The sequence below is a fragment of the Marinobacter daqiaonensis genome, from assembly GCF_900115285.1.
GTDB classification, from domain to species: Bacteria; Pseudomonadota; Gammaproteobacteria; order Pseudomonadales; family Oleiphilaceae; genus Marinobacter; species Marinobacter daqiaonensis.
This window is the reverse complement of record NZ_FOYW01000001.1, coordinates 1,500,903-1,514,899: the sequence shown is the minus strand read 5'-3', so window position 1 is coordinate 1,514,899 and position 13,997 is coordinate 1,500,903. Positions and strand designations below refer to the sequence as shown.

General features: G+C 60.1%; 10 protein-coding genes. All 10 read left to right on the top strand.

Translation table 11 applies throughout. The features are described 5' to 3' along the window. The first annotated feature begins 16 nt into the window (after positions 1–16). The 10 genes from BM346_RS06990 (at position 17) to nosZ (ending at position 13,892) form a co-directional block, all read left to right on the top strand. Positions 17–3,760, top strand: coding sequence for a nitrate reductase subunit alpha (locus BM346_RS06990; RefSeq protein WP_092010122.1), 3,744 nt, complete (start codon positions 17–19; stop codon positions 3,758–3,760). After that, positions 3,757–5,340 (top strand): nitrate reductase subunit beta, encoded by a 1,584-nt coding sequence (narH, locus tag BM346_RS06985; protein WP_092010120.1) that lies wholly within the window; start codon positions 3,757–3,759, stop codon positions 5,338–5,340. Before BM346_RS06990 ends, narH begins: the two co-directional genes overlap by 4 nt. A gap of 10 nt (positions 5,341–5,350) precedes the next feature. Continuing rightward, complete coding sequence (narJ, locus tag BM346_RS06980; protein ID WP_092010118.1) at positions 5,351–6,091, top strand: nitrate reductase molybdenum cofactor assembly chaperone; 741 nt, start codon at positions 5,351–5,353, stop codon at positions 6,089–6,091. A 20-nt stretch (positions 6,092–6,111) separates the two neighbouring features. After that, on the top strand, positions 6,112–6,789 hold the full coding sequence (narI, locus tag BM346_RS06975; protein ID WP_092010116.1) for a respiratory nitrate reductase subunit gamma: 678 nt from the start codon (positions 6,112–6,114) through the stop codon (positions 6,787–6,789). 186 nt (positions 6,790–6,975) lie between these two features. Beyond that, positions 6,976–7,782 carry a peptidylprolyl isomerase gene (locus tag BM346_RS06970; protein WP_092013418.1) on the top strand — a complete coding sequence of 269 codons (807 nt, stop codon included), beginning with the start codon at positions 6,976–6,978 and terminating at the stop codon, positions 7,780–7,782. 233 nt (positions 7,783–8,015) lie between these two features. Continuing rightward, a complete protein-coding gene (locus BM346_RS06965; RefSeq protein WP_092010114.1) occupies positions 8,016–8,768 on the top strand; it encodes a Crp/Fnr family transcriptional regulator in 753 nt (250 codons plus the stop codon). A 32-nt stretch (positions 8,769–8,800) separates the two neighbouring features. Beyond that, entirely contained in the window at positions 8,801–9,175 is a 375-nt protein-coding gene (locus BM346_RS06960; protein WP_092010112.1) for a putative zinc-binding protein, read from the top strand. A gap of 60 nt (positions 9,176–9,235) precedes the next feature. Continuing rightward, positions 9,236–9,637, top strand: a complete 402-nt coding sequence (locus tag BM346_RS06955; protein WP_092010110.1) for a ribonucleotide reductase subunit alpha — start codon at positions 9,236–9,238, stop codon at positions 9,635–9,637. Positions 9,638–9,870: 233 nt separating this feature from the next. Beyond that, positions 9,871–11,949: a transcriptional regulator NosR gene (nosR, locus tag BM346_RS06950; protein WP_228704321.1), complete on the top strand. Its 2,079-nt coding sequence runs from the start codon at positions 9,871–9,873 to the stop codon at positions 11,947–11,949. A gap of 56 nt (positions 11,950–12,005) precedes the next feature. After that, positions 12,006–13,892, top strand: coding sequence for a TAT-dependent nitrous-oxide reductase (nosZ, locus tag BM346_RS06945; RefSeq protein WP_174805148.1), 1,887 nt, complete (start codon positions 12,006–12,008; stop codon positions 13,890–13,892). Positions 13,893–13,997 lie beyond the last annotated feature (105 nt).

The following is a 13,997-nucleotide window of genomic DNA, read 5'->3' as shown; positions in this document are numbered from 1 at the left end:
CAAGCGGAGAGAGACCATGAGTCATTTGATCGACAAACTGAACTACTTCAGGAAAAAGCGGGAGCCGTTTGCCAACGGCCATGGAGAGACCCATAACGTCAACCGCGACTGGGAAAACAGCTATCGCCACCGCTGGCAGCACGATAAGGTCGTGCGCTCCACCCACGGCGTGAACTGCACCGGCTCCTGCAGCTGGAAAATCTACGTCAAGAACGGTCTGGTCACCTGGGAAACCCAGCAGACCGATTACCCCCGTACCCGCCCGGATCTGCCCAACCACGAGCCCCGTGGCTGTCCCCGTGGCGCCAGCTATTCCTGGTACATGTACAGTGCCAACCGTCTGAAGTACCCGCTGATGCGCAAGCATCTGATGAAACTCTGGCGGGCCGCGAAGACCCAGCATAACGACCCGGTGGATGCCTGGGCCTCCATCGTGGAAGACCCCAAGAAGACCGCCGAGTACAAGCCCCGTCGCGGCATGGGCGGCTTTGTGCGCTCCAGCTGGGACGAGGTCAACGAACTGATCGCCGCCTCCAACGTCTACACCGCCAGGAAGTTCGGCCCGGACCGCATCATTGGCTTCTCGCCGATCCCCGCCATGTCCATGGTGTCCTACGCTGCCGGCAGCCGCTACCTGTCCCTGATCGGTGGCGTCTGCATGAGCTTCTACGACTGGTACTGCGACCTGCCGCCGGCCTCCCCGCAGACCTGGGGTGAGCAGACCGACGTGCCGGAATCCGCCGACTGGTACAACTCCGGCTATATCATCGCCTGGGGCTCCAACGTGCCCCAGACCCGGACTCCGGATGCCCACTTCTTCACCGAGGTGCGCTACAAGGGCACCAAGACCGTCGCCATTACCCCGGACTACGCGGAAGTCTCCAAGCTCTCCGACGAGTGGCTGAACCCGAAGCAGGGCACCGATGCCGCTCTGGGTATGGCCATGGGGCACGTGATCCTCAAGGAATTCCACGTCGACAAGCCCAGCGAGTACTTCACCGACTACGTGCGCCGCTACACCGACATGCCCTACCTGGTCATGCTGGAGCAGCGCGACGATGGCAGCTACGCACCGGGCCGCTTCCTGCGTGCCGCCGACCTGGTGGACGGCCTGGGCGAGGAAAACAACCCCGAGTGGAAAACCATCGCCATTGATGAGGCCTCTGGTGAACTGACAGCTCCGAACGGCTCCATCGGTTACCGCTGGGGTGAGAAGGGCAAGTGGAACCTGAAGCAGACCGCCAACACCAGGGACGTCAACCTGCAGTTGTCCATGGTGGAGAAGCACGACGAAGTCGTCGACGTTGCCTTCCCGTACTTTGGTGGTATCGAGCACGAGCACTACAACCACGTCGAGATCAACGACATCCTCAAGCACAAGCTGGGCAGCCGCAAGGTTCAGCTGGCGGATGGCTCAGAAGGTCGTGTGGTGACTGTGTATGACCTGATGGTGGCCAACTACGGCATCAGCCGTGGCCTGGGCGATGACGATGGCGCCACCTCCTATGACGAAGTGAAGCCCTACACCCCGGCCTGGCAGGAAAAGATCACCGGCGTACCCGCCGACAAAGTGATCCGCATCGCCCGCGAGTTCGCCGACAACGCCGACAAGACAAAAGGCCGTTCCATGGTCATCGTCGGTGCCGGTATGAACCACTGGTACCACATGGACATGAACTACCGTGGCCTGATCAACATGCTGATCATGTGTGGCTGTATCGGCCAGAGCGGTGGCGGCTGGGCCCACTATGTCGGCCAGGAAAAACTGCGTCCGCAGACCGGCTGGCAGCCCCTGGCCTTTGGCCTGGACTGGCAGCGTCCGCCGCGCCACATGAACTCGACTTCCTTCTTCTACGCCCACTCTGGCCAGTGGCGCTACGAGAAGCTGGGCGTGGACGAAATCCTGTCGCCCCTGGCGGACAAGTCCAAGTTCGGTGGCAGCCTCATCGACTACAACGTCCGCGCCGAGCGCATGGGCTGGCTGCCGTCCGCACCGCAACTGAACCGCAACCCCCTGGGTATCGCCGCCGAGGCCGAAAAAGCCGGCATGGAAGTGGCCGATTACGTGGCCAGATCCATGAAGGATGGCACCCTGGCCTTCGCCAGCGAGGATCCGGAAGCGCCCGAGAACTGCCCGCGCAACCTGTTCATCTGGCGCTCCAACCTGCTGGGTTCCTCCGGCAAGGGCCATGAGTACATGCTCAAGTACCTGTTGGGAACCACCAACGGCCTGCAGGGCAAGGACCTGGGACACGAAGGCGGCGCCAAGCCGGAAGAGGTCAAATGGCACGACGAGGCGCCGGAAGGCAAGCTCGACCTGCTGGTGACCCTGGACTTCCGCATGTCCACCACCTGCCTGTATTCCGACATCGTTCTGCCGACCGCTACCTGGTACGAGAAGAACGACCTGAATACATCCGACATGCACCCGTTCATTCACCCGCTGACCGCGGCCACTGACCCGGCCTGGGAAGCCCGCAGTGACTGGGAAATCTACAAGGGGATCGCCAAGGCGTTCTCCAAGGCGGCGGAAGGTCATCTGGGTGTTGAGAAGGACGTGGTTACCCTGCCACTGCTGCACGATGCGCCGGCCGAGCTGGGTCAGCCCTTTGACGTGAAGGACTGGAAGAAAGGCGAGTGCGAGCTGATTCCGGGCAAGACCGCGCCCAACTTCGTTACTGTTGAGCGGGATTACCCCAACACCTACGCCCGCTTTACCTCGCTCGGTCCGCTGATGGACAAGCTGGGTAACGGTGGCAAGGGCATCAACTGGAACACCGAAAAGGAAGTGAAGTTCCTCGGAGACCTGAACCACAGGCATCTCGAGGGTGCCAACGCAGGCCGTCCCAAGATCGAGAGTGCCATCGATGCGGCGGAGGTCATCCTCTCCCTGGCGCCGGAAACCAACGGCCAGGTAGCTGTGAAAGCCTGGCAGGCGCTGTCCGACATCACGGGCCTGGATCACACCCACCTGGCCATCAATAAGGAAGAGGAAAAGATCCGTTTCCGGGACGTTGTGGCTCAGCCGCGGAAGATCATCTCCAGCCCCACCTGGTCCGGCCTTGAAGATGAGCACGTGTCCTACAACGCCGGCTACACCAACGTCCATGAGTTGATCCCCTGGCGCACCCTGACCGGTCGCCAGCAGTTCTATCAGGACCATGAGTGGATGCGCGCCTTTGGCGAGAGCCTGCTGGTTTACCGGCCGCCCATCAACACCAAGGCGGTGGGAAGCATGCTCAATCAGCGCAGCAACGGCAATCCGGAGAAGGCGCTGAACTGGATCACCCCTCACCAGAAGTGGGGTATCCACAGCACCTACAGCGACAACCTGCTGATGCTGACGCTTTCCCGGGGCGGTCCCATCGTCTGGCTGAGCGAGGACGACGCCAAGGAAATGGGCATCGAGGATAACGACTGGATCGAACTGTTCAACGCCAACGGCGCCATCGCGGCCCGGGCGGTGGTGAGTCAGCGGGTCATGCCCGGCATGGTGATGATGTACCACGCCCAGGAGCGGATCGTGAATGTGCCTGGCTCCGAGATCACCGGTACCCGGGGTGGTATCCATAACTCGGTCACCCGGGTGTGCCCCAAGCCGACCCATATGATTGGCGGCTACGCCCAGTATTCCTACGGCTTTAACTACTACGGCACCGTGGGCTCCAACCGCGACGAATTCGTGGTGGTGCGCAAGATGCACAACATCGACTGGCTCGATGGTGAAGGCAACGACACTGTTCAGGAGGCTGTAAAATGAAAATCCGTTCCCAAGTCGGCATGGTGCTGAACCTGGACAAGTGCATCGGTTGTCACACCTGTTCAGTCACCTGTAAGAACGTCTGGACCAGCCGTGAAGGCATGGAGTACGCCTGGTTCAATAACGTCGAGACCAAGCCCGGTATCGGCTACCCGAAGGAATGGGAAAACCAGGACAAGTGGAAGGGCGGCTGGATGCGGGACAGCTCCGGCAAGATCCGTCCACGAATCGGCGGCCGCTTCCGGATTCTGGCGAACATCTTCGCCAACCCGGATCTGCCGCAGATCGACGACTACTACGAGCCGTTCGATTTCGACTACCAGCACCTGCATACCGCCGGTGACAGCAAGCACCAGCCGGTGGCACGGCCGCGTTCGGTCATCTCCGGCCAGCGCATGCAGAAGATCGAATGGGGTCCCAACTGGGAGGAAATCCTGGGCACAGAGTTCGCCAAGCGCCGCAAGGACAAGAACTTCGACCAGGTGCAGGCGGACATCTACGGGCAGTTCGAAAACACCTTCATGATGTACCTGCCGCGCCTGTGCGAGCACTGCCTCAACCCCACCTGCGTGGCCAGCTGCCCAAGCGGCGCCATCTACAAGCGGGAAGAGGACGGCATTGTCCTGATCGACCAGGACAAGTGCCGTGGCTGGCGGATGTGTGTTTCCGGCTGCCCCTACAAGAAGATCTACTTCAACTGGAAGACCGGAAAGTCCGAGAAGTGCATCTTCTGCTATCCGCGCATTGAGGCCGGCATGCCCACGGTCTGCTCCGAGACCTGTGTCGGACGGATCCGCTACCTGGGCGTGCTGCTCTACGATGCTGACCGCATCGAGGAAGTGGCCAGCACACCGGGCGAGCATGAACTGTACGAGAAGCAGCTGGAGATCTTCCTGGACCCGAACGATCCGAAAGTGATCGAGCAGGCGAAGAAGGATGGCGTTCCCATGAACGTGATCGAGGCGGCCCAGCGCAGCCCGGTCTACAAGATGGCGGTGGACTGGAAACTGGCCCTGCCGCTGCACCCGGAATACCGCACCCTGCCCATGGTCTGGTACGTGCCGCCCCTGAGCCCGATCCAGTCCGCCGCCGAGGCTGGCAAGGTGGAGTTTGACGGCGTGCTGCCCAAGATCGAAAGCCTGCGGATTCCGGTCAAGTACCTGGCCAACCTGCTGACCGCCGGTGACGAGAAGCCCATTGTCCGGGCCCTCAAGCGGATCATGGCCATGCGCCTGTACAAGCGCGCCGAGACCGTGGAGGGCAGGGAAGACCTTCGGGCCCTGGAGGAGTGTGGACTGACCAAGGCCCAGGCTGACGAGATGTACCGTTACCTGGCCATTGCCGACTACGAGGACCGGTTCGTTATCCCCACCAGCCATCGTGAGCTGGCGAAGGAAGCCTTCCCGGACGCCACCATCACCGCTTACGCCGAGCGTGGCGGATGCGGCTTCAGCTTCGGTGATGGCTGCAACGGCGGTGACAGCGACTTCAGCCTGTTCGGTGGCCGCAAGCAGACCACCACCATGGTGCAGAAGCTGACCACCGTGAAGCAGGTTGACCCGAAACAGCTGCAGGAATGAGGAGGCCAAGATGCAACTTCTAAAGGTAATGGCAAGAGTTCTCGAATACCCCACGGAAGACCTCCAGGCCTCCAAGGATGCTCTGGTGGCGATTGTCCTCGAGGACAATCGACTGCCGCTGAAGAACAAGGAACAGCTGCTTCGGTGCGTTGACCTGCTCTGCAGCGGTGATCTGATGGATCTGCAGGAGAGCTACGTGGGTACCTTCGACAAGGGCCGGGCAACCTCGCTGCTGCTGTTCGAACATGTTCACGGGGAATCCCGGGACCGCGGCCAGGCCATGGTGGACCTGATGGAGGAATACAGCAGAAATGGGCTGGAGATCGATGCCCGTGAACTGCCGGATTACCTGCCCCTGTTTCTGGAGTATCTGTCCACACGACCCTGGGATGAAGTCCGCAGCTGGCTGGAGGATATCCACCACATCCTGGGCCTGCTCGGTGAGCGACTCTACCAGCGGGAGAGCCTCTATCACGTGGTGATGGATGCACTGCTGGTACTTTCCGGCCGGAATGCCGACCGGCAGGAGCTGGCCAGAATCGTGGCTTCCGAGGAGCGCGACGATACGCCCGAGGCGCTGGATAAAGTCTGGGAAGAGGAAATGGTGAAATTCGTGGATGACCAGGGCGGTTCCTGCAGTACTGGCGGTGTGGTTGGTCAACGCCGCCGGGAGCTGGAGCAGATCCAGACCATTCACCTGAGTGATCAGCTGATGACGGATGCTACGCCCCGTCAGGCCGGGCGCGCCTGAGGGCGCAGGAGGAAATGAAAATGTCCTATCTCAATACGTTACTGTTTGGAGTCTATCCCTACATTGCCATTGCCATCATGGTAATCGGCACCTGGGCGCGCTATGACCACGGCCAGTTCACCTGGAAGGCCCACTCCACCCAGATGCTTCGCAAGAAGAACATGGTGATGGCCAGCGTGCTGTTCCATGTGGGTATCCTGGTGATCTTCTTCGGCCATCTGGTGGGTCTGCTGACCCCCCATGCGCTCTATGAACCCTTCATGACGCCTGGCACCAAGCAGGTACTGGCGGTCGTGGTGGGTGGTATTGCCGGAATCATGGCCCTGATTGGCGGCAGCATGCTCGCCTGGCGCCGGCTGACGGATCCCCGGGTCAAGGCCAGCAGCACCATAGCCGACAACCTGGTCATCCTGATCCTGGTGGCCCAGCTGGCCCTGGGTCTGCTCACCATCCTGCCCACCATGGGCCACCTGGATGGCGCCACCATGCTCAAGTTCTCCGCCTGGGCGCAAGGTATCGTGACCCTTCAGGGGGGTGTTGCCGGCTACATCGCGGACGTGCACTGGATCTACAAGACCCATATCTTCCTGGGCCTGACCATCTTCGTGCTGTTCCCGTTCACCCGGCTGGTGCACATGCTGAGCGTACCGGTGGAGTACTTCACCCGCAGCTACCAGGTGGTACGCAAGCGCGCCTGATTTTGGTTAGCCGCGGAAGAAAAGACAAGGATTAGCCACGGAACGCACGGAAGAAAAACCAAAAAATAGGGTGGCGGGTAATCTCCGGACCTGGCGGTACCCGCCGCCACAAGCGCTTTTACGCTTTTCTTTTCCGTGTCCTTCCGTGGATTCTGTGGCAAAAAAATGCTTTTGGAGACCATCACCATGCAACTGATCCCAACCGGCGACGCCGGAAAGCCCAGGAACCAGTTCCCGCCGGTCTATGTCGGCGACACGCTGATCCCGGAAGACGATATCGCCCGGGAAATGCAGCACCACCCGGCGGAGGAAGTGGCCGAGGCATGGCACGAGGCTGCCCGCAGCCTGGTCATTCGTGAACTGCTGCTGCAGCAGGCCAGGCGCATGCAGCTGCCTGAGTCCCTGGACGAGGAAGACCGGATAGCCCGCATCCTGGAACAGGAACTGGACATCCCCGATCCTTCCGAGGAAGACTGCGAACGCTTCTACGCCGCCAATCCGGCCCGCTTCCGCAGCCCCACCCTGATGGCGGTCAGCCACATCCTGCTCGCCGCCGCCCCGGACGATGTCCAGGAGCGCATCCGTCAGGAGGAGGTCGGTCGTCAGCTGTTGTCCTCGCTGCTGGACGGTCGTGCCCAGTTCGCGGCTCTGGCAAAGCAGTATTCCGTCTGCGAGTCCCGCCACCAGAACGGCAGCCTCGGCCAGATCAGTAAGGGGCAGACCGTGGAGGAATTCGAACGGCCCGTGCTGAATCTGCAGGAAGGCCTTAATCCGGAACTCATCGAAAGCCGCTACGGCTGGCACATCGTGAGGGTGGACCAGCGCATCGACGGCGAGGAGCTGCCCTACGAGTACGTCAAACCCCAGATTCGCCAGTACCTCAGCGAAAGCGTCACCCGCCGGGCCTTCCGGCAGTACCTCCAGGTACTCGCCGCAGAAACCGGAGTGGAAGGTGTTGATCTGGAGTTGCCGGATTCACCTTTGATGCAGTAATTACTTCCCCCACCATTAACTTTGGCAATGAGAGCAACTCCAGTGCCGGGAGGTCCCCGCTCCCGGCCTTAACTCCCAATTAGAACCGCAAAGATAGTTAGCCTCAAACCCGTTGAGGTAAATCAATTACTCACCAAGAACCTTCCGAATACCCCCATAGGGGGACAGCAATTCAGGCCCCGCAGATCTACCATCTAAATCATCATATAGAATGAATAAATGAGGATCTGACCATGGCACTCGCACAGGCTTCAGAGAAGCGTTATGAGAAACCGGTTCTACTCGCCGCCAACCGGCCTTTCGAGGCAGATGGCGAGCTGGCATCTCTGCAGGATCACGCCCTGTTCTCATCACTGGAGCCCCAGGACCTGGACCATGTACTTCAGCATTCCCGCCGGGTCCGGCTGGGGCACCACCAGTTGCTGTACCGCCAGGATATGCCGGCACACCACTTCTTCTTCGTGATCTCCGGTCGTCTGCGTCTCTATCGCCTTGATGCGTCGGGCATCGATCGCACCCTGGACAGCCTGCTCCCGGGAGACTGCTTCGCAGAAGTCATGATCTATGCGGATCCACCCCGTTACGCCTGCTACGCCGAGGCCCTCAAGAACAGTGAAGTGCTGATGATTCCCGTGAGCGTCTATCAGGACCTGCTCGATCGCAAGCCAGTCTACGCCCGGGCGGCGTTGCAGCACTATGCCATGCGGGCCGTCAGCCGGTTCCATGACCTTGAGATCATGACCGTGCAGAACGCCCGTGATCGCCTGATCCGCTACCTGATCGACCTGTTGCCGGAGGAGTCACGCAACCAGGGGGGCGAGGTGGAACTGCCTTTGCCCAAGTGCCTGGTGGCATCGCGCCTGGCCATGCAGCCGGAGACGTTTTCCCGGATTCTGGCAGACCTGAAGTCCAACGGCCTGGTGCGGGTGAACCGCAGCAAACTGTTCATCTCGGATCCGATTCGACTGACACAGATCAGCCAGTAATCAACTGCCTGGAAACCTCGAAGGAGGTAACCGTGACCGCACGCAAGCAGAGACCACTGATTTACTCCTGCTCCGGCTGCTCCGACGTGGCCCAGTTGGCGAACAACGCCGCTGTCCGCCTGGATCATGCCGGTGAGTACGAGATGTCCTGCATCTCGGGCGTGGGCGGCAGGGTACCGGCCCTGGTGAAGACTGCCCGCTCCGGGCGGCACATCACGGTGATCGATGGCTGCCCCCTGCATTGTGCCCAGGCGTGTCTGGAGAATATTGGCGTGGAACCGGACGATCACGTCAGATTGTATGACTACGGATTCAAGAAACGCTACGGCAAGAGTTATGACGACGACTCGGTAGATGAGGTCTGCCGGACCGTCCTGGCCCGCCGTGACGAGCCCGCTTCTCCCTGACCTGGCCGCCCCGCGGGGCGGCTCTTTTTCAGTTTTACCTGCTCCCTGAAGGATGTTCCGATGATTACAAATTACGCCGACCTGATGCAGGCCGTTCAACAACAGGACGAGCCCCAGCGACTACTGTTCGTGTTCTGCCGTTCCGAACTGCCGGATGACGCCAGTGCGGAGGAGAAGGCGGCGTTCGAGCGTGGGGAAGGTGGTGCACTGACCCCGGTGATCTGCGTCGACAAGGCGCCTGACGAGGTATCGGGTTTTGGAGCCCTGGTGAAGGAATCCCAGGAGACCGGCCAGGACTGGGACATGGTGTTCGTAGCGGCCATGTCCGGTCGGGGCGGTGTGTCGCCTTCCTCGGACGAAGCCCAGCAGCCGTTGACCATGATGGTGGAGTCCATCCGGTTGGGGCATGTGGGCGGCTACCTGCCTCTCGATCGCGCCGGCAATGGGATTGACCTGGGCTGATAGAGCCCGGTCCTGCTGCCGGTCCGCCGGTTTTTTTTCCAACAGAGCTTCGAACTTGAACAATATCAAATCCGTTCTTCGGGATGACTTATAACATATATGTCATATAAATGAATGTTGTGGCATCGATGTTCGGAGGGGTTGTGCCAAAGCACCGTTTTACCCGGGAAGTCGAACGAATGATCCGCGTTGTCCTATGGCTCTGGGCCTTTGCGGCTGGAGCGGTGGCCGCCATGCCCCTGAGCAGCTATGAGCCCGTCAAGGCCCGTCAGGTGATCACCAGCGCCTTCCCGGCGGTAACCGACGTCACCCCGGTCGACGGTAACCGGGCCATCAAGGAACTTCGGGCGGGCGATGAGTTGGTTGGCTACACCTACCAGACACTGGACTTCCTGCAGACACCGGCGTACTCCGGCAAACCTCTGGACGCCACCGTCGTGTTGGACACCGAAGGCGAAATCCGCGCCACCCGGGTCATTCACCACGACGAACCCATCCTGCTGATCGGCATCCCCGAAAGTGAGATGCACGAGTTCACAGACCAGTATACCGGGCTTGCTGCCGATCAGCGGGTCACTGTGGGGGGCAAATCCTCTGACACCCGGGTATCGGTGGATGGACTCTCCGGCGCGACGGTCACCGTCATGGTGATCAACGAAGTCATCATGAAGAGTGCCCACCGGGTCGGAAACGAACTGGGCCTTGTGGAAGGTGCCGGAGATGCCCGCCCGCCCGTGTCGGAGGTGAAAACGGATACCTTTGAAGAGAAGAGCTGGCAGGAACTCACCGGTGACGGATCCGTCCGGCGCCTGCTGCTCACCCACGGCCAGGTGGATGATTCCTTCGAGGGCACCGACGCAGAGGGGGTTGACACCGTCCCGGCGGATCAGCGCGACGAGCCTCTGATCGACCTCTATACCACCTATCTCAATGTACCCACCATCGGTCGTAACCTGCTGGGCGAGAAGCAGTACCAGTGGCTCATGGACGAATTGAAGGAAGGGGAGCACGCCATTGCCGTAATGGCCAGGGGCGAATACTCCTTCAAGGGATCCGGCTATGTCCGGGGGGGTATTTTCGACCGGATCCAGATCCGACAGTTCGGCGATACCTTCAATTTCCGGGACCTCGACTACTACCGGTTGAGCGATGTCTATGCCCGGGGGATGCCGGAATTTTCGGAACTGGCAATTTTCATCATCCGCCAGCAATACAAATTCGACCCGGGCACCGAGTGGACCCTTGAGTTGACCGTCAAGCGCCAGACCGGCCCCCTGGACAGCGAATTCCAGGTTTTCCCGCTCTCCTACCAGTTGCCGGACAGGTATTTCACACGCCCGGAAGTTGAGCTCAGCCGTGAGCAGTGGCTGGAGGAACAGCCCATGTGGGTGCAGGTCTGGTACGAAAAGCGGTTCCAGGTGGCGGTACTGGGTGCAGGCCTGATCTTCCTGTTATTCATCCTGTTCTTCCAGGACTGGCTGGTAAAAAAGCCGAAGGTTACCCGCTGGATCCGACACGCTTTTCTGACCTACACCCTGTTCTTTATCGGCTGGTATGCCCTGGGGCAATTGTCGGTGGTGAATGTGCTCACTTTCGTGCACAGCCTGTTCAGCGGCTTCACCTGGGAAACCTTCCTGATTGATCCGGTCATTTTTGTGCTGTGGGCGGTGGTGGCCGGCATCATTCTGCTCTGGGGAAGGGCGGTCTATTGTGGCTGGCTGTGTCCTTTCGGTGCCCTGCAGGAGCTGGTCAACGAGATTGCCCGAAAGCTCAAAGTGCCCCAGTACACGGTGCCGTTTGCAATCCACGAGCGGCTCTGGGCCATCAAGTACATCATTCTGCTGGTGCTGTTCGGGGTTTCACTGGACTCCATGGCCACCGCCGAAAAACTCGCGGAAGTGGAGCCCTTCAAGACAGCCATAACCCTGCGCTTCGATCGCAGCTGGCCCTTTGTCACCTATGCGGTGCTGCTGGTGGCGGTGAATATCTTCACACGCAAGGTGTTCTGCCGGTACATGTGTCCTCTCGGTGCCGCCCTGGCCCTGCCCACCAAGATCCGGGTGTTCGACTGGCTCAAGAGACGCAAGGAGTGCGGCCACCCCTGCCGTCTCTGTGAGAAAGAGTGTGAGGTTCAGGCGATCCATCCCGACGGCACCATCAATTACCAGGAGTGCCACTACTGCCTGGACTGCCAGATGACCTACTTCGACGACCACAAGTGTCCGCCACTGATCGTCAAGCGCCGCGGCAAGCGTCGTGGCCAGAATTCCCCGGGCCGGCCGGATCAGATTCCAGTGACCCAGGTGACGTGAAAAAAGCAGTGAAAAGAGTAATGAGATTGCCACTACCAATGACGGAGTCGGATGTTATGAAAAAAAGAGAAGAACTTGAATCAGCCATCCCGGAAAGCGGCCTGAGTCGTCGCAAGTTTCTCGGTGCCACGGCCCTGGCGGGTGCTGTCGGCGCGACGGGACTGGGCGGCGCGGTCATGACGCGGGAGTCCTGGGCGGCAGCGGTCAACGAGGCCAAGAGCAAGTACCACATTGCCCCCGGTGAACTGGATGAGTACTACGGCTTCTGGAGTGGCGGTCACCAGGGCGAGGTGCGTGTCCTCGGTGTGCCCTCCATGCGGGAACTGATGCGTATCCCCGTGTTCAACGTGGACTCCGCCAGCGGCTGGGGTATCACCAATGAGAGCAAGGAAATCCTTGGTGGTGACCGGCAGTACCTGAACGGCGACTGCCATCACCCCCATGTCTCCATGGAAAACGGTCGCTACGACGGCAAGTACCTGTTCATCAACGACAAGGCCAACACCCGGATTGCCCGTATCCGTCTGGATATCATGAAGACCGACAAGGTGACCCACGTGCCCAACGTCCAGGCGATTCATGGTTTGCGCCTGCAGAAGGTGCCTCGCACCAATTACGTGTTCTGCAATGCCGAATTCGTGATTCCGCAGCCCAATGATGGCAGTGAATACAGCCTGGACAAGAGCTACACCATGTTCAGCGCCATTGATGCGGATACCATGGAGGTTGCGTGGCAGGTGCTTGTGGACGGTAACCTGGACAACGCCGACGCCGACTACACGGGCAAGTACGCCGCCTCCACCTGTTACAACTCCGAGAAGGCCGTCGATCTTGCCGGCACCATGCGTAATGACAGGGATTGGGTCGTGGTGTTCAATATCGAACGAATTGAAGCAGCTGTACGTAATGGTGACTTCAGGACGATCGGCGATTCGAAGGTGCCAGTGGTCAACGGGCGCAAGGGTTCTGAGCTGACCCGTTATATCCCGGTTCCGAAGAACCCCCATGGCCTGAACACTTCTCCGGACGGTAAATACTTCATCGCCAACGGCAAGCTGTCACCGACAGTCTCGGTGATCGCCATCGAGAAACTGGACGATATCTTTGCGGACAGGATCGAGCTGCGTGATGCCATTGTAGCCGAGCCCGAGCTGGGCCTCGGTCCGCTGCACACCACCTTTGACGGTCGTGGCAATGGCTACACCACGCTGTTCATCGACAGCCAGGTGTGCAAGTGGAACATTGCCGACGCCATCCGACATTACAACGGCGAAGACGTCAACTACATCCGCCAGAAGCTGGACGTACATTATCAGCCCGGCCACAACCACGCGTCACTGACCGAGTCCCGGGACGCTGACGGCAAGTGGCTGGTCGTGCTCTCCAAGTTCTCCAAGGACCGCTTCCTGCCGGTGGGGCCGCTGCATCCCGAGAACGATCAGTTGATCGACATCTCCGGTGAGGAGATGAAGCTGGTTCACGATGGCCCCACGTATGCCGAGCCCCATGACTGCATCCTGGTGCGCCGTGACCAGATCAAGACGAAGAAAATCTATGATCGTGACGATCCGTACTTTGCCAGCTGCCGCAAGCAGGCCGAGCAGGACGGCGTCACCCTTGAGGCCGACAACACGGTGATCCGCGATGGCAACAAGGTGCGGGTCTATATGACTTCGGTGGCGCCTCAATTCGGCGTGACCGAGTTCAAGGTGAAGGAAGGGGACGAGGTGACTGTGTACGTGACCAACCTGGACACCATCGAGGACGTGACCCACGGCTTCTGTATGGTAAACCATGGCGTCTCCATGGAAATCAGCCCGCAGCAGACGGCGTCCGTGACCTTTACCGCCGGTAAGCCCGGGGTGTACTGGTACTACTGCAACTGGTTCTGCCACGCTCTGCATATGGAGATGGGCGGACGGATGTTGGTTGAGAAGGCCTGATGCGCTGAATTGGCTGGGGTTCCTTATTTGGGCCCCAGCCTGTCTGCTTGGGAGCCACAATCCAAGTGGAGAGGGCTTTCCTGGACACGCTCCCAAAGGCACGTC

Coding starts and splice junctions, on each gene's coding strand:
- nosR (WP_228704321.1), top strand. CDS start 9,871: ATGCCCCTGAGCAGCTATGAGCCCGTCAAGGCCCGTCAGGTGATCACC.
- narJ (WP_092010118.1), top strand. CDS start 5,351: ATGCAACTTCTAAAGGTAATGGCAAGAGTTCTCGAATACCCCACGGAA.
- BM346_RS06965 (WP_092010114.1), top strand. CDS start 8,016: ATGGCACTCGCACAGGCTTCAGAGAAGCGTTATGAGAAACCGGTTCTA.
- BM346_RS06970 (WP_092013418.1), top strand. CDS start 6,976: ATGCAACTGATCCCAACCGGCGACGCCGGAAAGCCCAGGAACCAGTTC.
- BM346_RS06990 (WP_092010122.1), top strand. CDS start 17: ATGAGTCATTTGATCGACAAACTGAACTACTTCAGGAAAAAGCGGGAG.
- narH (WP_092010120.1), top strand. CDS start 3,757: ATGAAAATCCGTTCCCAAGTCGGCATGGTGCTGAACCTGGACAAGTGC.
- BM346_RS06955 (WP_092010110.1), top strand. CDS start 9,236: ATGATTACAAATTACGCCGACCTGATGCAGGCCGTTCAACAACAGGAC.
- nosZ (WP_174805148.1), top strand. CDS start 12,006: ATGAAAAAAAGAGAAGAACTTGAATCAGCCATCCCGGAAAGCGGCCTG.
- narI (WP_092010116.1), top strand. CDS start 6,112: ATGTCCTATCTCAATACGTTACTGTTTGGAGTCTATCCCTACATTGCC.